Source organism: Kushneria marisflavi (genome assembly GCF_002157205.1).
GTDB classification, from domain to species: domain Bacteria; phylum Pseudomonadota; class Gammaproteobacteria; order Pseudomonadales; family Halomonadaceae; genus Kushneria; species Kushneria marisflavi.
This window is the reverse complement of the sequence record NZ_CP021358.1, coordinates 1,780,401-1,800,584: the sequence shown is the minus strand read 5'-3', so window position 1 is coordinate 1,800,584 and position 20,184 is coordinate 1,780,401. Positions and strand designations below refer to the sequence as shown.

Below are 20,184 nucleotides of genomic sequence, written 5' to 3'. Positions count from 1 at the left end.
CGTCATTTGAAATTCCCCCTGCGCTGTCACGGCGCTGTCGCTCTCGCGAAGAAGACGCCAGCATCCGATAGCGCCATGAGACAACCTGTCGATGTCATTTTCCCAACTTGGGCTGTCGCCCGAGCTTTTGCGTGCTCTCGAAGATGCTGGCTACCAGACACCTTCTCCCATTCAGTCCAAGGCCATTCCGGCCTGTCTTGAAGGTCGCGATGTGTTGGCGGCCGCCCAGACCGGTACCGGCAAGACGGCCGGCTTCACGCTGCCGATTCTGGAGCGATTGTCGCGTGAGCCTCAGGGCCACAAGCGTCCGGTGCGCGCCCTGATCCTGACCCCGACGCGTGAGCTTGCCGCTCAGATCGGTGAGTCGGTCGAGAAGTACGGCGTCCATCTCAAGCCGCGTCTGAAAAGTGATGTGGTCTACGGCGGCGTCAAGGTCAATCCGCAGATCGCGCGACTGCGCGATGGTGTGGATGTGCTGGTGGCCTGCCCGGGCCGTCTGCTGGATCTGGTCAATCAAAAGGCCGTGCGACTCGATCAGGTCGAAACCCTGGTGCTTGATGAAGCCGACCGCATGCTGGACATGGGCTTTATCCACGACATCAAGAAGATCCTGCGCCTGGTGCCCAAAAAGCGTCAGAACCTGCTCTTTTCCGCGACCTTCTCAAAAGAAATTCGCGAGCTGGCCGGCACGCTGCTGGACAACCCGGTCAGCATCGACGTGGCGCCGCGTAACACCGCCGCCGAAAGTGTCGATCAGTCGATCTATATGGTTGAAAAGCCCCAGCGCATGGCGCTTTTGACCCACCTGATCACGCATCATCAGTGGTCGCAGGCGCTGGTCTTTACGGCTACCAAACACATGGCCAACCGGGTCACCCAGCATCTGCAGAAGGCCGGTATCACGGCGGCGGCCATTCATGGCAACAAGAGCCAGAATGCCCGAACTGCCGCGCTTTCCGGCTTCAAGAGCGGGGAAGTGCAAGTGATGGTGGCCACCGATGTGGCGGCCCGCGGCATTGATATCTCCGAGCTGCCCAACGTGGTCAACTTCGAACTGCCCAAGACACCGGCCGACTATGTTCACCGTATCGGTCGTACCGGCCGTGCCGGTGCCAGCGGTCAGGCCGTGTCACTGGTCATGCCCGATGAGCGTGGCCAGCTCAAGCAGATCGAAAAGCTGATCGGTCGCGCCATTCCGGTGGCCAGCGCCGAAGGCTTTGACTTCAGCCGCGCCGTGCCGGAAACGCCGGACGAGCGCGAACAGCGCCCGGGCGGCGGTCAGCGTCGTCAGGGCAGCGGTCGCAATAACGGCGGTGGTGCGCGCAGTGGCGGCGGTGCCGGTCGCAGCGGCCCAGGCAATCGTTCACGCAGTGGCGGCAATGGTGGCAGCGGTGATGAGCAGGCCCGTCCGGCACGTCGCCGTCGTCGCAGCGGCCCTCGTACGGCCGACAACAGCGGCAACCGCTGACCATACGAAAGACCGCATTGTGATCACAACCGTCTGCTCCGGCAGGCGGTTTTTTTATGTCGGCCGGGCAGTGGACGCCTGCAGTGAGCAGTGGCATTGTCGCTGACCTTCATTGAATCACTGATTAAAGAGGCGTGTGATCATGCGTGCAGAAAGTCGTTCGGGAATGCTGACCCGGGAGCAGCAGGCGCGGCGGGCGGCGCTGGGCAGCTTTGTCGGGGCAGTGGTCGACTGGTATGACTTCCTGCTCTACGGCATCGTGGCGGCGCTGGTCTTCAACGGTCAGTTCTTTCCCAACGTCAGCCCGGCGGCCGGTACTCTGGCGGCACTGGCCACTTTTGGCGTGGGGTTTTTGTTTCGCCCGCTTGGCGGCGTCGTGTTCGGCCATTTTGGTGATCGGCTGGGACGCAAGCGCATGCTGGTACTGACGGTCATGCTGATGGGCATTTCCACGGCACTGATCGGGGTGTTGCCGACCTATGCCAGCATTGGCGTCTGGGCACCCACCCTGCTGGTGGTACTGCGCGCCCTTCAGGGCTTTGCCGTGGGCGGTGAGTGGGGCGGCGCGGCACTGATGGCGGTCGAGAGTGCCCCGGGGCATCGGCGGGCGTTTTATAGCAGCGGCGTACAGGTCGGCTACGGGGTGGGGCTGATTCTGGCCACCGGCAGCGTGTCGCTTTTGAGCCATTTTCTGGATGATGCAGCCTTTCAAAGCTGGGGCTGGCGGCTGCCGTTTGTGTTTTCGATCGTGCTGGTGGGAATCGCCTTCTGGGTACGCGCGGGGCTTGAGGAGTCACCCGAGTTCAAGGATAGCGTCGAAAAAAAGGGGCAGGCACCTGCCCGGCCGCCGGTACTCGAGGCGCTGAGCCGTCATCCAAAGGCGTTTTTGCAGATCATTGCGCTGCGACTGGCCGAGCTTTTCACGATGTATATCGTGACCACCTTTGCGTTGAGTTATTCCACCAGCCAGCTGAGGCTTTCCAGAGAACTCTTTCTCAATATTGGATTGCTGGTCGGCGCCATCAGCTGTGTGACCATCCCGCTGTTTGCGCTGCTGGCCGATCGTTTCGGTCGGCGTCGCATCTACATGATGGGGGCGCTTATCGGGGTGCTGTGCGCCTTTCCCTTTTTCATGGCGCTGGAGGCCCGCTCGGTGATCTGGATCATCTTCTTTGCCGTCATGCTGGCCAACATGGCCCACGACATGGTGGTGAGTGTGCAGCAGCCGATGTTTGCCGAAATGTTTGGAACGGCCTATCGCTATAGCGGCGCCGGGGTCGGCTATCAGGTGGCAAGCGTTGTCGGTGGCGGGTTTACACCATTTATTGCCGCGGCACTGGTGGATATGTCCGGCGGCAGCTGGCTACCGGTCGCCAGCTATCTGGCCGTGGGCTGCGCCCTGTCGGCGCTGGGCGTCATGAGCATTCAGCGGCACCGCGCCGGCTGACAGCTGGTGCCGGCGTGCTCGCTTCGTGCTGTCATGTTGGTCACGAACGGGCGACAGGGCGGCACGGGGCGACTACTCTTCAAGCATTGGCCAGCATAAGGCTCCTTTATTTCGCCATCTCTGGGACTCGATGTCTTTTACCGGATTAAGCTCCATGCCACGTCGCTCTATCGCCACCCTGCTCAAGGGGCTCAAGAAACTGCTTCATGTAGTGGCGCGTCCGGCCAAGTCTGAAAGGGTGCATGGCGGGCGATTGATCCATACCTATCGAGGCTACGGCACGCACCGCGAAGTGTTCATGATGGGGCGGGTATTTCGTCAGCCCGGTTTCAATCTGGATCTGCCTGAAGGTTCATGGCGCCGGGACCTGGCTGACATCGTGCGCCGCACCGTGCGCTGGGGCATCAAACATATCGATGTCCAGATCCAGTTGGGAGAAGAGACGGTCACGGTCACGACGGATCGGGATGGCTACTTCAATGCCCACATTCAGCTTGAGACCCCGCTGCCCGGTGACCGGATCTGGCATGAAGCGCATCTGCGCATTCTTTCGCCCAGCAAGGATCAAAAAAGTGCCCGCGCCAATGATGGGGCCGGTGGAGATGCTGTCGCCGACATCTATATTCCGCCGTCTGACATCGACTTTGCGGTCATCAGCGATATTGACGATACGGTCATGTATACCGGCGTGGCCAACAAGCTGAAGATGATGTATCACCTGTTTATCGCGCGCGCCGAGCAGCGTACTGCCTTTCCCGGGGTAGCCGCGCTGTATCGGGGGTTTCATGTCGGCGATGGCGATCAGCACTGCCAGCGTCCGCTGCTTTACGTTTCGCGAGCGCCCTGGAGCATCTACGAGATGCTTGAGGCCTTTTTCCGGCTCAATCACATTCCGGTCGGGCCGATTCTTTTTTTGCGTGAGTGGGGGCTGACCCTCCAGCGTCCGCTGCCGCGCAAGGCAGAAGATCACAAGCGCGAGCTGATCGAGACCATGCTCGAGCTTTACGATCCGCTGCCCTTTGTCCTGATCGGCGACAGCGGTCAGCATGATCCCGAAATCTATGCCGATATCGTGCGGGACTATCCCGGCCGCATTCGAACGGTCTATATCCGCGATGTCAGCAATGATACCGACCGGGAGCAGGCCATCGCAGCGCTGTCAGCCCAGATCGACAAGGAACAGAACAGTCAGTGCGCGCTGGTGCTGGCTTCTGACAGTCTGACCATGGCCGAACACGCCCATGAGCATGGCTATATCTCCAGTGATGCCCTCGATCGGGTGCGCGAAGCCCAGTAGTGCCTGCTTCAGTAGTGACTGCTTCAATGCTCCGCATGACGTGACAGCCGCACGCAGAGATTGTTGGCCGGCATCTCGATGATTTCGGCTAGCATGAATCCTGCTTCATGGGCAGCCGGTATGACGTCCTGCTCAAGATCCCGCACACCCCAGCGACTGTCACGCGCCTGAAGACTTTGGTGAAAGGCCGCATTGCTGTCGGCCTGATGCTGTCCGTTGCGTTTGAACGGTCCATAAAGCAGCAACCATCCGTTGGGTTCCAGGTGTTGTGCAGCTCCTGCCAAAAGATCCAGTGTGGCCTGCCAGGGCGCGATATGAATCATGTTGAAACAGAGCATGACATCTATCCGCTCGCTTAGAGGCCAGGGTCGTTGGCCGACTTCCAGCGCCAGCGGCGGGTGCAGTCGAGCATCAGGGGCTTCCTGCTGCAGCACTCGCTGCCAGGCCTTGATTGAAGCCAGCGCCGCAGGATGAGCATCGCTGGGGATAAACTCGTTGTCCGGCATCTCGCGGGCAAAGTGCATGATGTGCTCGCCGCTGCCGCTGGCAACTTCCAGTACGCGCGCGCCCCTTGCAAGGCGTGTACGAAGCACGTTCAGTAGTGGCGCCTTGTTGCGCTGGGCTGCCGGGCTGTATTGCCGTGGGTCATTCGGAGCGGTGCTCAAGTCATCCATGGTGGTCATGTCATGGTCCTTTTGGTCTGGCGGCACGAGGTGATGAAAACCGAGATGAATTTGAACTAATGGGCATTGCCCTGTCACGTTGGTTTTCTGCTATGTTAGAACGCTTTTTTGAATGGACTCAGTGAGGCGAAGCATCATGACAGTCAAGACCCCTGCTACCGAAGAAGAGCTTCTTGCCATGCCGGCTGAGGACTACATGAACGATGCTCAGCTGGAATACTTTCGCCAGCTGCTGCTCAACGAGCGCAAGGAAGTCGAAACGACTCTGGAAGAAATGCGCGGCAGTATCGGCATGGCCGAGAGCAGCGGCGATGACAGCGACCGCGCCGCAAGTGAAGAGGAGCTGCGTTATACCCTGCGTCAGGCCGATCGCGAAACGCGTCTGTGGCGCAAGATCAACGCAACGCTTGATCGCATTGATGAGGGTGATTACGGCTTCTGCGAAGAAACCGGTGAGCCCATTGGGCTCAAGCGACTGTTGCTGCGCCCGACCGCGACGTTGTCCATCGAGGCCAAGCAGCGCCAGGAGCAGCAGGAAAACCATTACGCACGCCGACGCTAAGCGGTGACATCCCTGTCGGGTGTTCGTACCGGCCCTGTCTGAAAATCGCCCCATCCCGGGGCGATTTTTTTATGTCTTTTTGCGATTTACTGGTGATGATGCCTCTTGGGGTTAGACTAAATCATGGCAAGTATCAAACCATGGTTTCCAAAGGCATCAAAAAGCTAATCATAATTAATCTTTTTATCGGTCGGTAAAAAGTACGCGCTATATCACCAAATCTGCACATATACATTTCTAATGTAAGCGTTATCATTCTGTAAAAGAACAATGAAAAGGCATCAATACAGGGCTGTCATGACAACCTTTCGTCCAGGGTTTTTAACCTGGATTGATCCGGATAAACCTGGTTGGTGACGATATGCACTGAGGAATGGTTGCTTCTTGAGCATTTGATGCCGCGGGCTGGCAGGCATGATGGCCGTCTCATATCAAACCACCACTGATGAGACACGCCGATTCATGCTGCCCCGGGTAGCTGGAAGTGGCTTTTTTTCTGGCAGGGGCAGGGAGCCTGAGAAATGCCGAAAGGCATGGTAATACTTGCATCGATAGTCACATTGCTGCTCTGGTGCGGCCAGGCGGTTCATGCCCAGGAATCGCTGGTGCTGATCGCCAACCCGTCGACGCCTCCTGGCAATATGACACGAGAAACCGTGCGCGCCATTTTTGCCATGCGCCAGCGCACCTTGCCTTCCGGCGAGGCGGCCCATGTTTTCGTACTCCCCGACAAGCACCCCCTGCATGAGCGCTTTACCAAGGAGATCCTTGGCGTGTACCCCCATCAATTGCGTCTTTCCTGGGATCGGCTGGTGTTTTCCGGCACCGGGCAGGCGCCCAATGAAGTCGGTTCGGTTGAAGAAATGAGACAACGTGTGGCCAGTACACCAGGCGGGCTGGGCTATCTGAATAAAGGAGCCGTGGATGATAGCGTCAGCGTTTTCTCGGTGGAGTAATGACCAGGCTTATCGCTGGTTATATGGCGCTTCGCTGGCCATGAGCGGGCTGGTCATTGGAATATCGCCGGCTCGTGCCGATGTATTTGATACCGTACAGGCGCATGGTTTCATGAGTCAGGCGCTGATCATCAGCCGGCATAATGATTTTTTTGGCCCCAGTACCCAGGATGGTGGCAGCCTTCAGTACACGGAAGTCGGTGCCAATGTGTCCATGCGTCCGACCAATAACCTGTTGATTTCTGCACAGGTGCTGAGTCGCCGAGCCGGTGATGACAATGAAAATTATGAACCTCGGCTTGATTACGGTCTGCTGGATTATCAATTGCTCGCCAATAATCATCGTTCGGCTGGTTTTCAGATAGGTCGAATAAAACATCCTTATGGTCTGTACAACCAGACACGCGATATTGCCTTTACACGCCCTGGTATATTGCTGCCACAGTCCATCTACTTTGATAGAACCCGATCCTTTGGATTGTCATCAGATGGTGTATTGCTTTACGAGGAAGAAAGGCTTTCCAACGGAATACTTTATTTTTATGTGGGTGGCGGTCTGCCCAACTTTGGTTCCGATGCTGAAAACGCGCTTTCCTTTCCCGGCGATAATTCTCCGTCAATGGATGGTAGCTATTCAACATTGGGACAGATTCGCTATGAGCATGAAGGCGGGAAGGTAGTGCTGGCGCTGAGTGCTGCTGATGTCAATGCAAATTTTGATACCAAAAACGCATCAGTTGGCAATGGGAAATTCAAGTTTCAGCCGATCGCCCTGTCAGCCCAATACAATAGTGCTGACTGGAGTCTGACGACAGAGTATGCACTTAGAAGAAGAAAGATTAGTGGACTCGATGTCTCCGAATTAAACCGGGACGTGGTTGGAGACAGCTGGTATCTCCAGTATGACCGACGCCTTTTTGAAGATTGGCGCTGGCTGGTGCGCTATGACGTTATGGCAAACAATTGGCGCGATCGTAGTGGCAAACAATACGAAAATGATAATCATGGTCCTGCATACTCGAGGTTTGCCAGAGACCTGACGCTGGGACTGAAATGGCAGCCCCAGCCGAACCTTCTTTTATCGACCGAGTATCATCACGTTGATGGCACAGGCTGGATTCCACCTTCGGATAATAAAACAAGTGATACGGAGAGATACTGGGACATGATGATGTTTCAGGCCTCTTTTCTATTCTAGTAGTTGAAGTATTTAAAAAGGCTGAGGGTAAGGATGAAACAGAAGTTTTTCAGCCTTAAATGGCGTGCCATATTTCTGACCAGTCTGGTGTTACTGGGGCTGGCGTCCGTTTTTACTTTTGTCAGCCATATGAACATGACGCGTCAGTTTCAGGTGATGCAAAATAATAATTATGAGCGCCAGATTAAAGAGATTGAGGTGTCAATCAAACGCGACAGCAATGATTTGCGCCAACTTGCCAGCATCGTGGCCGCTTCGGAAAGTCTGGGTAGCTCTCTTGCTAATCAGGATATCGGTGCAGGAAAGGAAGTCATTGAATCCCAATGGCCTACTCTGCAACTGGGAAGCGGGCTGGAAGAAGTCACGGTTTATAACTCTGATGGCAGCCTTTTTCTGCATATGGGCCAGCCACAGGCTGATACGGATGATGACATCATTGCTCGATGGGTAAAGGGAGTTTCTGATAACGATATCCCTGAAAACAAGATATTTTGTCGTTATGACTGCAGGCAGTACGCGATGGTTCCCATTCTATTGAATGGTAACAGTGTAGGCAGTGTGCTAGTGGCAAGACCCTTGGCTGATATCGCCCTTTATGCCCTGCAAAATGCAGGCGGCAATATTGCGCTATTATTAAAAAATAATAAAAAAAATACTGTAGATGACCACTATCTTGATAATTGGTCAATGATGATTACTGCAGTAACCCATGAGAAATCGACCCTGCCCCTTTTAACAGCAGCTGTAGAAAGATTTTCTTTTGAAGAACTATTGGGAAATCCCAGAATCATCAAATACCAGGGTCGATCCTACGAATTACTGGCGATGCCGATCAAGGCCGAAGAAGAAAGCCGTAAAGGTTATTTTATTTTGACATCGGATGTCAGTGATCAAATCAGTACCATCAATCGCACAACAACTTATACGTTACTTATTGCTCTTGGTGGGTGGCTAAGTGCAGAAATACTGCTTTTTGGCATCATGTGGCGCCCCATGGCACGCCTTAGACGCCTGACCTATTTACTTCCGGTATTGGCGCAAGGAGGCTTTGACAAGATTCGTCAGCAGGCAAAAGTGAGAAGCGGGCTATGGCATGATGAGATTGATGTGCTGGGTCAAACAGCACAGAAACTTGCCAACCAGCTGGAGTTACTTGAAGAAGAGGTCGATTTCAAGGGAAAACAGCTCAATGAGAGGCTTCTGGAGCTTTCGCATGAAAGGGACTTTATTACCGGTCTTTTAAATACAGCACATGTACTTATTTTTACCCAGGATGTGGATGGCCGTATCACACTCGTGAATCAATATGCTCTTGAATTGCTGGGGATGAATAGAAAACAGCTTCTTGGCAAGCAGTTCAAGAATATTTTTCAAATTCATGCTCGGGCACTGAACCACTCCTTGAGCCAGCATGAAAGTGTCGTCAGAGGAGCCCATCAAGAAGAGAAGATTATCACCTGGGTGCATACGACCATGGGGGATAATGATAAAACGGCGCAGCGTATTTCTGTAGGCCTGGATATCTCTGCCCGTAAAAAGGCAGAACAGAAGCTCGAATGGCTGGCACACCGCGATCCATTGACCTCACTTTATAATCGGCGCTTTTTTCAGCAATCTCTTGAGGCTGCTATTGCGCGTGGTGCTCATGGTGCTGTGCTTTATCTGGATCTTGATCAGTTCAAGATGGTCAATGAGCTGGGGGGACATCATGCGGGCGATCAGCTTTTACGCCTGGTGGCAGATGCTCTAAGTAGCGAGCTGGCCGGTGAGTGTATTGTGGCCCGTCAGGGAGGAGATGAGTTTTCCATTCTTTTGGAAGCCGCTGATGCTCAGGAGGCCCTGGCGACTGCAGAAAAGGTTCATGAACGGCTTGAAAGCATTCTATTTTCGGAAAATGGGCGCCACCATCGAGCCATGGCCAGCATTGGTATCGCGCTGTATCCCGAGCACGGAAATAATGAGACAGAATTGATGGCCAGTGCCGATCTGGCCATGTACAAAGCGAAAGAAAAAAGCACACAAAAGTGGTATCTGCTTTCCTCTATTCATGAGTCCCGTGAACAACTGCAGGAAAGAGCATATTGGGTCGAGCTTATTCGTTCTTCACTGGCTGATAATCGATTTAAACTGATGCTTCAGCCCATCGTTTGTCTCGAAGATCTTAGTGTCAAACATTATGAAGTTCTTCTAAGAATGTACGACGAAAATGGCAGATTACATATGCCAGGCTCTTTCATACCGGTAGCAGAGCGATTTGGATTGATCGTTGATATAGACCGCTGGGTCGTCAGGGAAGCCGTTTTGCTGTTAAGTAAATTAAAGAACGATCAGGCAAGCCTTGCCATTAATCTATCCGGACAATCTCTACATGATGACACCATTAAGCGATTTATCGAGCGTGAGCTGGATAATAGAAACGTGTCTCCTTCACGCATTATTGTTGAAATTACTGAGACGGCGGCCGTTGCCGATCTGGCTACTGCAAGAAACGTTTTGCAGGAAATCAGCGATCTTGGGTGCCGCATAGCACTGGATGATTTTGGAGTGGGCTTCAGCAGCTTTCATTACCTCGATCAGTTGCCTTCTGATTACATAAAGATAGATGGCTCTTTCATTCAGCATATGCTGACCAATGATAAGGATCGTCTAATTGTAAAATCAATTGCTGATATTGCGAAGGGCTTTGGTAAAGAAGTTATAGCAGAGTTTGTTGATCAGGAAGCAATCATTGAAATACTCAAGTCATATGGTATTGCCTATGCTCAAGGATACTACATGGGTCGTCCAGCAGAAGCTGCCTCGTTCAATATCCAGGAGTAAGGTGGCTGAAAATGGAGTTTGTTAGTGCTTTCTTTGAAAGATTCGATGTAAGACTGGCCTCGTCGGAGACAGATAAACACGAGATTTATAGATTAAGGCATGAAGTTTTTCTTCAGGAGCTGGGGTATGAGCTTTCGGGTGTTCCTGAAAACGGAGAAGAGCGCGACGATTATGATAGTAATGCCATTTATATCGTGGTTTTTTGTCGTGTTACTCAACAGATCGTAGGTTCTGCGAGGATTGTTGTTCCACAGTTGCATGTGATCGGCAGCCTTTCATACCTCCCTGTTGAAAACTACTGTGGAGGAAGCCTGGCCTCCAATACTATCGATCTTGAAAATATTCCTCGTGACAAATTGTGTGAGATTTCCCGTATTGTTGTGGCTCGCCAATACAGGAAGCGAAAGGATCTTGAGGGGAATGATTTGCAGACAGCGGGACTGGATGCTGTCAATCGACTTATTAGTATCGCTTTATTTGTTTCCTCTGCTGCCTTATTGGAAACGATGGGTCGACCGCATGTGATGGGATTTATAGAGAAAAAATTTGCTCGATTGCTGCGCGGTACAGGTATGAAAATAGAAAGGATTAGCCCCTTTCATGATATATGCGGTTTACGCGCTGCCTATTATGGCAATACACGTGATTCGCTAAGTCATGTTTCTCCTCTTTTCTCTCATATGTATGCTTTGGTCAAGGGGCGCCTCGACCAGGCTGAATCCGTCAGCCCACATACCAGCCATGGGGCCGGTTAGGCAGGGCTATCTTCGATAGCCCTGCCTGAAAATTTACTTCTTCAAAAAAAGATCCTTGTACTGATGGGGCTGCGAGCGCAGATATTGATTCGGCGCGGCAACCTGCGCCCCCAGGGAAGCGGCGGCATGCCACGGCCAGCGCGGGTTGTACAGCATGGCCCGAGCCAGTGCGATGGCATCGGCATCTCCGGTGGCCACGATGGCTTCTGCCTGTTCCGGCTCGGTAATCAGGCCTACCGCAATGGTGGGCATGTCAACGACCTCACCAATGGCGCGTGCCAGCGGTACCTGATAGCTCGGGCCCACCGGAATCTGCTGGGCTGACGTCAATCCGCCACTTGAGACATGAATGAAGCTGCAGCCGCGCGCATCGAGCTCGCGGGCCAGCGTCTGGCTCTCTTCTACACTCCAGCCGCCCTCTGCCCAGTCCGTCGCGGAAATGCGGATGCCTACCGGGCGCTCCTGTGGGAAAACACCGCGGACAGCATCGAAGACCTCAAGTGTCAGGCGCATGCGGTTTTCCAGACTGCCGCCATACTCGTCGCTGCGCTGATTGGAGAGCGGCGACAGAAACTGATGCAGCAGATAGCCATGAGCGGCATGAATCTCGATCGCGTCGATGCCCAGCCGCGCCGAGCGCTCGGCGGCACGTTGGAACTGTGCACGGATCTCGCCGATCTCCTCAATGGACAGCGCGTGCGGGATATTCTCCTCATCGCTGTAGGCGATTTCCGAGGGCGCCACGGTCTGCCAGCCACGCGGTGCGTCAGGTGCGATCTGGGCGCCCCCTTCCCAGGGCACATGGGTAGAGGCCTTGCGTCCGGCATGGCCAAGCTGAATTCCCAATGGCATATCCGAATGAGCGCGTACTGCTTCCAGCGTCTGTTTCAGAGCCTGTTCATTGTCGTCGTTCCAGAGCCCCAGATCATCAGGACTGATGCGGCCTTCCGATGAAACGGCCGTGGCCTCCAGAATCAGCAGGCCGGCTCCGGACAGCGCCAGATGGCCCAGATGGATGGTATGCCAGTCGGTGGCATTACCCTCATTGGCTGAATACTGACACATGGGAGCAATCAGGATGCGATTGGCCAGCTCAAGCTGGCCAAGTCTGAGCGGTTCGAAAAGACGAGGGGAGGGCATAACGGTGTTCCTTTGATAATGGGTCCAGCAGAGGGTCAAGAGTCTGGCATGAATCGGTTTTGTTAGCACGCTATCAAAATCGATGAGGCACATCGAAAATTTTTTGCACCTGTCAGGAACTCTTTCGCGATGGGTGACTCAAAGTCAGTGTTCCCTTGAATGATCCCTTGCAAGAAATATTCTTGTCGCCTGCCACCCCCTGGCAGGCTTTTTTTTGCCTGTATTTTTCCGAATCCCGTTGAATCGCACCGCCATGCGCGCTCAGACATACACTAAAGGTCGTGATCGCTACCCTCACTGGAGCTTCCCCATGATTCAATCCCCGCTGTTATCCGGCATCGCGTCAGTGGCACACGGTTTTGGCCATCGTCGGACGCTGATGCCCGAGGCCCTTGTCGAGTTTGAGTCGGCGCGCCTGAAAAAGCAGCAGGTGCACGGCACGCGGATTGTCACCATTGAGCAGTCGGGGCAGGCCTGCGGTCAGGCGGATGGTTTTCTGACAGACCGCCCCGGCATTCCAGTGTCGGTTGTCACGGCTGACTGTCTGCCTGTTTTGCTGGCCCATCGCAGCGGGCAATACATTGGTGCACTACACGCCGGCTGGCGCGGCCTGCTCGACGGTATTATCGAGGCAATGCTGGGTCGTATCATGGCGCAGCGCTGGGGCGATTTGTCAGAGTGGGTCGCGGTGGTCGGGCCGGCGGCCGGTGCCCGGGCTTATGAGGTCAGCGAGGCGCTTGTCACACGGTTTAAAACGTCTCTGTCGATACCCGATGAGATCATCTCGCCGCTGCCGCATCATCTGGCGCTCGGGGCCATGGCCTGTCACAAGCTGGAGGCCGCCGGCATCGGAGAAATCGAGCATATCGATCAGTGCACGATAACCACACTGCTTGATGGCAGCACCGGATCGCTGGATGGCCCTGACCCGGACGCCTATCGGTTTCAGAGCCATCGGCGTCATACGCTGACTCATCCGGACCCCGATGAACGCCCGAAACTGCCCAATCAGCATTCGGGGCTGGTGATATCGCCCTGAGACCTGTTGTCTGCAAAGACGGTGTTTCACGTGAAACACCGTGCCTTTCAAGGTCGCGCCCTTTCAAGCCATGCCCTTTAGAAAGACGAGCCGGGCGTGGTCAGGAAGGTGCGCTCTTCAGCCGTGCTGTCACGTCCAAGCGCGTCATTACGATGGGGGTAACGTCCAAAGCGCTCGAGAATGGCCAGGTGACGATGCTCCACCTTCAGGTGGCGTTCAAGACCGGGCTGGGCGAAAAGCCTGCCTGCCTCCTGATGAATGAGCAGGGATTCGCTGTGCATCCAGGGCATGTAAAGAAAGGGACGCTCCCTGAGTGACAGTCGCTGATCACAGCCCAGGCGAACGGCCTCCTGAGCCAGCACCAGTGCCTGCGCATCATGGGAGAAGGCGCGCGGATCGTTGCGATACACGTTGCGTGAAAACTGGTCGATGACGATAACTTCGGCCAGGCGGCCGCGGTCGCTGCTGCGCCAGTAGTGAAGCTCACCCCGACGTGCCGCTGCCAGCAGCGCGCCGAAGCGGGTCGCGATGGTGTCATCGAGGGCATCATCACGGCGAAACCACTGCCCGGGCGTCAGGGTCTCGAACCAGAACGCGAGGACATCCTTATGATCATGGCTGTGTGTCATGATCCTCGGTACCTCTGGCGTTGGTCAGCGGCTGTCCTGTGGCCAGCGACATCATGAAGCGTTTGACCGGCGCCATCCGATCGGCGCCCTTTAGACCACGTTCTGCCAGCGTTCGCAGCGGTGCAAAGGGCAGGGTGAACAGATGGTGAAGCTGCTCGACGCCGGTCAGCATGGCTGCATTGCGCGGCCACTGGCGGCGCTGATAGCGACTCAGTGCCTGAGCCGCCCCCGGATCGCTTTCATGCTCCAGAGCCTCGGCCAGTGCCATGACATCGGCCAGCCCCAGATTTATGCCCTGGCCGGCCATGGGGTGAATGACGTGGGCGGCGTCGCCAATCAGTGCGACGCGCTTGCCGGCATAGCGCTGAGCATGGAGTCGTCGAATCGGGAAGCGGCCGCGCTCGAGAATGGCCTCGATTTGTCCAAGACGTGTCGGGAAGGCCTCAAGAATGGCTGTCCGCAGTGCGTCATCGTCCATGTCCATGCGCTTCTGGACCTGTCCCGGACGGTCGTACCAGATCAACGAGGCCTGCCGGTCATGCAGCGGCAGCAGGGCCACCGGGCCGCTGGGCGTAAAGATCTGCCAGGTGGTGTTTCCAGGCGCCTCGGTCAGGCGTACGTTGATGATCATCGCTTCCTGGGCGTAGTCACGCTGCTGGCTGCTGATGCCGGCCAGATGACGCACCTGGGAACGTGCACCGTCGGCCCCGATGATCAGGCGGGCATTCAGCGCTCGACCATCATCAAGCAGACCGTCCACATGATCGTCATGGCGCTGAAGCGACGACAGTCGTGACTCGCTGATCAGGGTAACCTGTGCCATCGGCATCAGGGTCTGCCAGAGCGCTGTGCGCAGGCGATTGTTTTCAACAAAGACGCCGAAGCGGGCCAGATCAATGTCCCTGGCGCTGAAGCTTAACGCGTCCGGCGCATTGCGACTGCCGGCTTCGAGGCGATCGAAGTCGGTCAGAAAGCGTGAGGGCAGATGCGCCATGACGCCGGCCTCTTCCAATAGGCGCATCGCGGCGCTGTTAAGCGAGGTGGTGCGAAGCTGGAGCGTCTCGTCAGGCATTTCCGGGGCGCGGTCGCTGTCGAGCACCGTAATGGTAAAGGCCGTACGGTGCGCCAGTCGGGCGGCCATGGCCAGTCCTGCAATGCCGCCGCCGACAATGACGATGTCGGATGTGATCGTGCTGGTTTCTGTCATGGTTGCGCCATCCGTGTGAACAATGCCGTGTAAAAGAAGAACTCAAGTATAAACGACGCCTGCTGCGCTCGCGTGGTTCTCCCGCGCCGCCGCTACTGACGCGATGGGGTCATGGTCGGATCATCGGAGAGCAGGCGGTTGGCAAAATCGAGCAGCGAATCGGCAATCACGACCTCATCGGGGCGCTCGAGCTGATCAAGTTCTCCCCGGGTGATCTCTCCCTTGCCGGTCAATACCAGCGCTGTCCTGCATCCGGCGGTCTGGCCGGCCTGCAGGTCACGCAGGCTGTCACCTACCATCCATGCCTGATCAAGACACTCAAGCTGACACAGATCGCGGATCTGGTACAAAAGCCCCGGTTTGGGTTTGCGGGTCTCGCTGTCATCGTCCGGGCCGTGAGGCGAATAGACGACATGGGTGAGCCTGCCGCCTGCCGCCTCGACTTCGTGGTGCATCTTGTCGTGCATGGCATTGAGCGTTTCCACACTGAAATAGCCGCGGGCAATGCCGGACTGATTGGTGGCCACGGCCAGCGTCCAGCCGGCCTGATGCAGGCGGGCGATGGCTTCCAGCGCCTGCGGAAAGGCCAGCCACTGCTCGGGGCTTTTGATGAACTCGATGGAATCCTCGTTAATCACGCCATCCCGGTCGAGGATAATCAGTCCTGCATTCATGTCGGCGCTCTCTAAAGCGGTCCCGGAAAACGGGGATTGATTTGAAATGACGCCAGAGACCCGAGGTTGTGTTCACAGTCGGTTTCTGGACGCCCTGCAATGACTACATTACATTGAATCAAATTCTTTTTTCGGAGTTCACCATGAAAAAGCCCGTATCAATGCTCGGCGCGGCGCTCATCACGGCCGGCCTGCTGGCCGCCCCGATGGCCATGGCCGGCAGCCAGGGCGCTCAGCAGGGCCAGCCGCAGGCACCGGCGCAGATGCAACAGCCTCAGCCCGTGGAGCCTGGCACCCTGTCAAAACAGTATCAGGATGATGAGCTTCGCTCGTTTCTGGACGTCAATCGCGACATGATTCCGGTCATCAAGAGTCTGTCCAGCCAGAACGTGAAGGATCAGGAGCAGGCGCAGTCGATGATGCAGGAGTTCCAGAGCAAGACGGAAGACTCCCTCAAGCAGCATGACCTGTCCGTTCAGCAGTATCAGAAGATCGGTACCGATGCCTCGCGTGACAAGGCACTGGAAAAGCGCCTGATCAACATGGACCCCGAGCTCTACAAGCAGCTTCAGGCCATGCAGTCGCAGGCCCAGCAGCAGCCGGCGAAGTAAAGCCGGGTGTCAGGGCGGCCAACGCTGCTCGGTAGCATTAGCAAACAAAAAGCCGGCTCGCCATTTGGCGGGCCGGCTTTTTTGACGCCTGGTTTTGCGCCCGGCCATGGCGCTTCCCAGGGCTGATCAGATCATGACGAGATCATGTTGCCGGGGGGCTTTCATATCGATGACCTCGCCACCAGATCACAAGCCCCAAAAGGCTTGTGATGACGCCGAACGCCGTCACCCCCGTCCAGCCGGCATGGCCGTACAGCCACGCCGAGGCCAGCGAGCCGGTGGCACCACCAAGAAAGTAGCTCACCATATAAGCGGCATTGAGACGGTTACGGGCATCGGGGTCGATGCGATAGACCATGTTGAGGTTGGTGATATGCACCAGCTGCACAGCGATATCGAGCACCAGCACGCCGATCACGATCGCGATCATTGACCGCTCGGCCCAGAATAGCGGTAGCCAGCCCACCAGCAGTAACAAGAGTCCTGACGTGGTGGTCAGGCGTGCCCGACCGCGATCGACCTGGCGTCCGGCCCAGGGGGCGACCAGCGCCCCGGCAGCCCCCAGAAGGCCCAGAAGGCCAATGGTGGCATCACTGAACTGCCAGGGTGGTGCTGATAACAGAAAGGCCACTGGGGTCCAGAAGGCGGCAAACAGCATAAAGGTCAACGCACCCAGTGCGGCCCGCAGGCGCAGCGCCGAGTGTGTTGCCAGAAGCCGGCCGACCGAGTGGATCAGCGCCGCATAGCCAAGTCCGGCATGGGTGCTGAGTCTGGGCAGGGCGCGCCACAGCAGTCCGGTAGTGATCAGCATCAGTACGGCGGCGACCATATAGACCAGCCGCCAGTTACCCAGCGTTGAAAGTGCTCCGGCAAAGGTACGGGCCAGCAGGATGCCGATCAAAAGCCCGCTCATGACGGTGCCGACAGCGCGGCCGCGCTGTTCGGGCGCGGCAAGCGTGGCTGCAAAGGGTACCAGTACCTGGGCCACCACCGAAAAGATGCCGGTCATGGCAGTGCCCAGCAGCAGCACGGCGAGATTGGTAGACAGTGCGCTGATCACAAGCCCGACAGTGGCCAGCAGCATCATGGTCACGACCAGCCGGCGCCGTTCGACCATATCGCCCAGTGGGACCAGCAGCAAAAGGCCTGCGGCATAGCCCAATTGTGCGGTGGTGACGATGATGCCGGCGCCGGAATGGCTCAGGTTCAGCTGGTCGGCGATGGTATGTAAAAGGGGCTGGGCATAGTAGTTGCTGGCCACCGAGATGCCGGTGGCCATGGCCATTAGCAGCAACAAGGGGGTAGGCAGGGCCGTCGATGTCGTATCCCGGGATGTCACGGCAGGCGTCTCTCTGAAACAGGGCTGAACAGAAGTGGCGCAGTGTGATCCCGTTTGAATCCGGGTGCAAAGGAAGATGGCCGTCATCGACGGCCGCAGGGGTTATCGGGCGCTCGCGGATTCCGGTAGCGGATAGCGCCGGTTCGAACGTCCGGCCTTCACCACCTGTCCTGGTACGTCATGACCGACCAGCTCGGGCAGCGTTTGAGACACGGCCAGCAGGGCATCGAGATCCACACCGGTATCAATGCCCATCTCCTCAAACATGTGCACCAGGTCCTCGGTGCAGACATTGCCGCTGGCGCCGGGTGCGAAAGGGCAGCCGCCCAGCCCGCCCAGTGCCGCATCAAAGCGCGTCACGCCAGCCTGCCAGGCAGAGAGGGCATTGGCTAGCCCCATGCCGCGGGTATTATGCACATGCAGCGTGAGGGCAAGCTCTGGCCAGCGCGCCAGCACGTGCTCACACAACGCCCGGACCTGAGCCGGATTGGCCATGCCGGTGGTATCGCAAAGGGAAACGCCGCGAATGCCCATCGCCGTCAGCTGCGAGATGATCTCCAGGACACGGGAGGCCGGCACCTCACCGTCAAACGGGCAGCCAAACGCTGTCGAGATCGAGGCGTTGATGAAGACCTCATGGCCGCGTGCCAGCTCGAGTATCGCGGGAAAACGCTCAAGCGACTGCCAGGGCGTCATGCGCAGATTGGCAAGGCCGTGACTGTCGCTTGCCGACATCACCAGATTGAGCTCATCGGTGCCAGCGGCCAGCGCCCGCTCGGCACCGCGCTCGTTGGGCACCAGCGCGACGTAGCCCACCTGCTCGTGGCGGGTAATACCGGCCATGACCTCGGAGGCATCCGACAGATTGGGAATGGCCTTTGGTGAGGTGAACGAGGTGGTTTCGATCTTTGCCACGCCGGTTTGAGAGAGCGCATCGATCAGGGCGATCTTTTCAGAGGTGGGCACGAAGCGCTGCTCGATCTGCAGGCCGTCGCGGGGGGCGACTTCCTGAATGGTCACTCGCTGGTTCATGTCACTTGCTCCCTTGTCGATGGCCTGATGTCGGCGCTTTGGCATCCGGTTCCTGGGTGTCATACAGCACGCCCCGTTCAAACAGTGCCTGTTGGGTGTCGGCATCGATACCCAGCTCGTCGAGCACGTCACGGGTATGCTGTCCCAGTCGTGGGCCACCGCCTTCAATACGACCCGGTGTGCGGCTGAGCCTGGGCATCACGCCGGGTACCTTCAGTTTGCGCCCTTCGGAAGTGATGATGGTCTGGATCATGTCGCGGGCCTGATAGTGCGGATCGTTGACGATATCGCGTGCGGTGTAGGGAAAGCCCACCGGCACCCCGACGCTCTCCAGCACACTCAGAACATGGTCGCGCTCATGGCGCGAGGTCCATTCGGCGATGGCACCGTCAATGCGTTCGGCCTGACGCGAGCGACCGTCGTTGTGGGCCAGTGCCGGGTCTTCTGCCAGATCGGGACGCTCGATGGCCTGCATCAGACGCTGATAGATGCTGTCGCCGTTGCCGGCAATCAGCACATGCTCATCGTTCAGGCAGGGGTATGAATTCGACGGCGTGATGCCGGGCAGGGCGCTACCGCTGGGCTCACGAATCACGTCTGCGCCGTCATACTCGGGGATCAGACTCTCCATCATGGCAAACACCGACTCATAAAGGGCCACATCGATGTATTGTCCCTGACCGCTTTTGTGGCGCTCCTGCAGGGCCAAAAGTGCCCCGATCACGCCATAGAGCGCCGAAAGGGAATCTCCCAGGCTCACGCCGACCCGCACCGAGCGCTCGCCGGGATGACCGGAGAGATAGCGCAGCCCGCCCATTGCCTCGCCAATCACGCCGAAGCCGGGGCGGTCGCGATAGGGGCCGGTCTGGCCGTAGCCGGAGATGCGTACCATGATCAGCCCCGGATTGGCCGCGCTCAGGGTTTCCCAGCCCAGCCCCCATTTCTCGAGCGTGCCGGGGCGAAAGTTCTCCACCACGATGTCGGCCTCGAGTGCCAGCTGGCGCACGATTTCCTGACCTTCTTCACTGCGCAGATCCAGCGACAGCGAGCGTTTGTTACGGGTCTGGACGTGCCACCACAGGGAGGTTCCCTCCTCGACAATGCGCCAGCGGCGTAGCGGATCGCCGGTACCGGGCGGCTCGATCTTGATGACATCGGCACCGAATTCACCCAGCAGTTTGGTCGCAAAGGGGCCGGCGATCAGCTGGCCCATCTCCAGAACCTTCAAACCGGCGAGTGCCCCGGGGGCATCAATACCGGCAGTGGCGTCGGACGCAGTCATGGCGCACTCCTGACAAGGGAAAGGGCCTTGAGCATCGCCGAGGGT

Annotated in this window: 18 protein-coding genes; 10 read left to right on the top strand and 8 right to left on the bottom strand. The window is 57.0% G+C overall.

The annotated features are described in order from the left end of the window. Positions 1-91 precede the first annotated feature (91 nt). The 3 genes from B9H00_RS08230 (at position 92) to B9H00_RS08220 (ending at position 4,212) form a co-directional block, all read left to right on the top strand. Positions 92-1,468, top strand: a complete 1,377-nt coding sequence (locus B9H00_RS08230; RefSeq protein ID WP_086900249.1) for a DEAD/DEAH box helicase — start codon at positions 92-94, stop codon at positions 1,466-1,468. 142 nt (positions 1,469-1,610) lie between these two features. Then, positions 1,611-2,915 carry a shikimate transporter gene (gene shiA / locus B9H00_RS08225; RefSeq protein WP_086900248.1) on the top strand — a complete coding sequence of 435 codons (1,305 nt, stop codon included), beginning with the start codon at positions 1,611-1,613 and terminating at the stop codon, positions 2,913-2,915. A gap of 154 nt (positions 2,916-3,069) precedes the next feature. Next, complete coding sequence (locus B9H00_RS08220; protein ID WP_086900247.1) at positions 3,070-4,212, top strand: App1 family protein; 1,143 nt, start codon at positions 3,070-3,072, stop codon at positions 4,210-4,212. A 23-nt stretch (positions 4,213-4,235) separates the two neighbouring features. On the opposite strand, the gene B9H00_RS08215 is transcribed toward B9H00_RS08220, so the two are convergent. Then, entirely contained in the window at positions 4,236-4,895 is a 660-nt protein-coding gene (locus B9H00_RS08215) for a DUF938 domain-containing protein (RefSeq protein WP_211329601.1), read from the bottom strand. A gap of 136 nt (positions 4,896-5,031) precedes the next feature. On the opposite strand from B9H00_RS08215, the gene dksA reads away from it, so the two are divergent. The 5 genes from dksA to B9H00_RS08190 all read left to right on the top strand — a co-directional run bounded on the left by dksA (position 5,032) and on the right by B9H00_RS08190 (position 11,186). Beyond that, positions 5,032-5,457 (top strand): RNA polymerase-binding protein DksA, encoded by a 426-nt coding sequence (gene dksA / locus B9H00_RS08210; protein ID WP_086900246.1) that lies wholly within the window; start codon positions 5,032-5,034, stop codon positions 5,455-5,457. 533 nt (positions 5,458-5,990) lie between these two features. Continuing rightward, a complete protein-coding gene (locus tag B9H00_RS08205) occupies positions 5,991-6,413 on the top strand; it encodes a substrate-binding domain-containing protein (protein ID WP_236944396.1) in 423 nt (140 codons plus the stop codon). After that, on the top strand, positions 6,382-7,611 hold the full coding sequence (locus B9H00_RS08200) for a hypothetical protein (RefSeq protein WP_236944395.1): 1,230 nt from the start codon (positions 6,382-6,384) through the stop codon (positions 7,609-7,611). Before B9H00_RS08205 ends, B9H00_RS08200 begins: the two co-directional genes overlap by 32 nt. Before the next feature lie 33 nt (positions 7,612-7,644). After that, complete coding sequence (locus tag B9H00_RS08195; protein ID WP_086900244.1) at positions 7,645-10,431, top strand: bifunctional diguanylate cyclase/phosphodiesterase; 2,787 nt, start codon at positions 7,645-7,647, stop codon at positions 10,429-10,431. Between the two features lie 11 nt (positions 10,432-10,442). Then, positions 10,443-11,186, top strand: a complete 744-nt coding sequence (locus B9H00_RS08190; protein ID WP_086900243.1) for a PEP-CTERM/exosortase system-associated acyltransferase — start codon at positions 10,443-10,445, stop codon at positions 11,184-11,186. Between the two features lie 33 nt (positions 11,187-11,219). Here the strand turns inward: B9H00_RS08190 and B9H00_RS08185 are convergent, their stop codons facing one another. Continuing rightward, on the bottom strand, positions 11,220-12,326 hold the full coding sequence (locus B9H00_RS08185; protein WP_086900242.1) for an NADH:flavin oxidoreductase/NADH oxidase: 1,107 nt from the start codon (positions 12,324-12,326) through the stop codon (positions 11,220-11,222). Between the two features lie 310 nt (positions 12,327-12,636). On the opposite strand from B9H00_RS08185, the gene B9H00_RS08180 reads away from it, so the two are divergent. Next, positions 12,637-13,365 carry a polyphenol oxidase family protein gene (locus tag B9H00_RS08180; RefSeq protein WP_157663201.1) on the top strand — a complete coding sequence of 243 codons (729 nt, stop codon included), beginning with the start codon at positions 12,637-12,639 and terminating at the stop codon, positions 13,363-13,365. Positions 13,366-13,442: 77 nt separating this feature from the next. Here B9H00_RS08180 and B9H00_RS08175 read toward each other — a convergent pair whose 3' ends face one another. From B9H00_RS08175 to gmhB, 3 genes are all read right to left on the bottom strand, one after another. Then, a complete protein-coding gene (locus tag B9H00_RS08175) occupies positions 13,443-13,994 on the bottom strand; it encodes a DUF924 family protein (RefSeq protein WP_086900240.1) in 552 nt (183 codons plus the stop codon). Then, positions 13,978-15,201: an FAD-dependent monooxygenase gene (locus B9H00_RS08170; RefSeq protein WP_086900239.1), complete on the bottom strand. Its 1,224-nt coding sequence runs from the start codon at positions 15,199-15,201 to the stop codon at positions 13,978-13,980. The genes B9H00_RS08175 and B9H00_RS08170 overlap by 17 nt, the downstream gene beginning before the upstream one ends. Before the next feature lie 92 nt (positions 15,202-15,293). After that, a complete protein-coding gene (gmhB, locus tag B9H00_RS08165; protein ID WP_086900238.1) occupies positions 15,294-15,875 on the bottom strand; it encodes a D-glycero-beta-D-manno-heptose 1,7-bisphosphate 7-phosphatase in 582 nt (193 codons plus the stop codon). A 143-nt stretch (positions 15,876-16,018) separates the two neighbouring features. Between gmhB and B9H00_RS08160 the strand changes: the two genes are divergently transcribed. Continuing rightward, on the top strand, positions 16,019-16,486 hold the full coding sequence (locus B9H00_RS08160) for a DUF4168 domain-containing protein (protein ID WP_147376560.1): 468 nt from the start codon (positions 16,019-16,021) through the stop codon (positions 16,484-16,486). Between the two features lie 142 nt (positions 16,487-16,628). On the opposite strand, the gene B9H00_RS08155 is transcribed toward B9H00_RS08160, so the two are convergent. From B9H00_RS08155 to B9H00_RS08145, 3 genes are all read right to left on the bottom strand, one after another. Beyond that, positions 16,629-17,825: an MFS transporter gene (locus tag B9H00_RS08155; protein WP_236944394.1), complete on the bottom strand. Its 1,197-nt coding sequence runs from the start codon at positions 17,823-17,825 to the stop codon at positions 16,629-16,631. Between the two features lie 102 nt (positions 17,826-17,927). Next, a complete protein-coding gene (locus tag B9H00_RS08150; protein ID WP_086900235.1) occupies positions 17,928-18,857 on the bottom strand; it encodes a hydroxymethylglutaryl-CoA lyase in 930 nt (309 codons plus the stop codon). A gap of 1 nt (position 18,858) precedes the next feature. After that, positions 18,859-20,139 carry a CaiB/BaiF CoA transferase family protein gene (locus tag B9H00_RS08145; RefSeq protein ID WP_086900234.1) on the bottom strand — a complete coding sequence of 427 codons (1,281 nt, stop codon included), beginning with the start codon at positions 20,137-20,139 and terminating at the stop codon, positions 18,859-18,861. Positions 20,140-20,184 lie beyond the last annotated feature (45 nt).

What these genes read in the sequence shown, in the direction of transcription:
- B9H00_RS08185 (WP_086900242.1), bottom strand. Translation starts at nt 12,326, where the DNA reads ATGCCCTCCCCTCGTCTTTTCGAACCGCTCAGACTTGGCCAGCTTGAG.
- B9H00_RS08190 (WP_086900243.1), top strand. Translation starts at nt 10,443, where the DNA reads ATGGAGTTTGTTAGTGCTTTCTTTGAAAGATTCGATGTAAGACTGGCC.
- B9H00_RS08200 (WP_236944395.1), top strand. Translation starts at nt 6,382, where the DNA reads ATGATAGCGTCAGCGTTTTCTCGGTGGAGTAATGACCAGGCTTATCGC.
- B9H00_RS08170 (WP_086900239.1), bottom strand. Translation starts at nt 15,201, where the DNA reads ATGACAGAAACCAGCACGATCACATCCGACATCGTCATTGTCGGCGGC.
- B9H00_RS08150 (WP_086900235.1), bottom strand. Translation starts at nt 18,857, where the DNA reads ATGAACCAGCGAGTGACCATTCAGGAAGTCGCCCCCCGCGACGGCCTG.
- B9H00_RS08160 (WP_147376560.1), top strand. Translation starts at nt 16,019, where the DNA reads ATGAAAAAGCCCGTATCAATGCTCGGCGCGGCGCTCATCACGGCCGGC.
- B9H00_RS08220 (WP_086900247.1), top strand. Translation starts at nt 3,070, where the DNA reads ATGCCACGTCGCTCTATCGCCACCCTGCTCAAGGGGCTCAAGAAACTG.
- B9H00_RS08230 (WP_086900249.1), top strand. Translation starts at nt 92, where the DNA reads ATGTCATTTTCCCAACTTGGGCTGTCGCCCGAGCTTTTGCGTGCTCTC.
- B9H00_RS08195 (WP_086900244.1), top strand. Translation starts at nt 7,645, where the DNA reads ATGAAACAGAAGTTTTTCAGCCTTAAATGGCGTGCCATATTTCTGACC.
- dksA (WP_086900246.1), top strand. Translation starts at nt 5,032, where the DNA reads ATGACAGTCAAGACCCCTGCTACCGAAGAAGAGCTTCTTGCCATGCCG.
- gmhB (WP_086900238.1), bottom strand. Translation starts at nt 15,875, where the DNA reads ATGAATGCAGGACTGATTATCCTCGACCGGGATGGCGTGATTAACGAG.
- B9H00_RS08180 (WP_157663201.1), top strand. Translation starts at nt 12,637, where the DNA reads ATGATTCAATCCCCGCTGTTATCCGGCATCGCGTCAGTGGCACACGGT.
- shiA (WP_086900248.1), top strand. Translation starts at nt 1,611, where the DNA reads ATGCGTGCAGAAAGTCGTTCGGGAATGCTGACCCGGGAGCAGCAGGCG.
- B9H00_RS08205 (WP_236944396.1), top strand. Translation starts at nt 5,991, where the DNA reads ATGGTAATACTTGCATCGATAGTCACATTGCTGCTCTGGTGCGGCCAG.
- B9H00_RS08175 (WP_086900240.1), bottom strand. Translation starts at nt 13,994, where the DNA reads ATGACACACAGCCATGATCATAAGGATGTCCTCGCGTTCTGGTTCGAG.
- B9H00_RS08145 (WP_086900234.1), bottom strand. Translation starts at nt 20,139, where the DNA reads ATGACTGCGTCCGACGCCACTGCCGGTATTGATGCCCCCGGGGCACTC.
- B9H00_RS08215 (WP_211329601.1), bottom strand. Translation starts at nt 4,895, where the DNA reads ATGACCACCATGGATGACTTGAGCACCGCTCCGAATGACCCACGGCAA.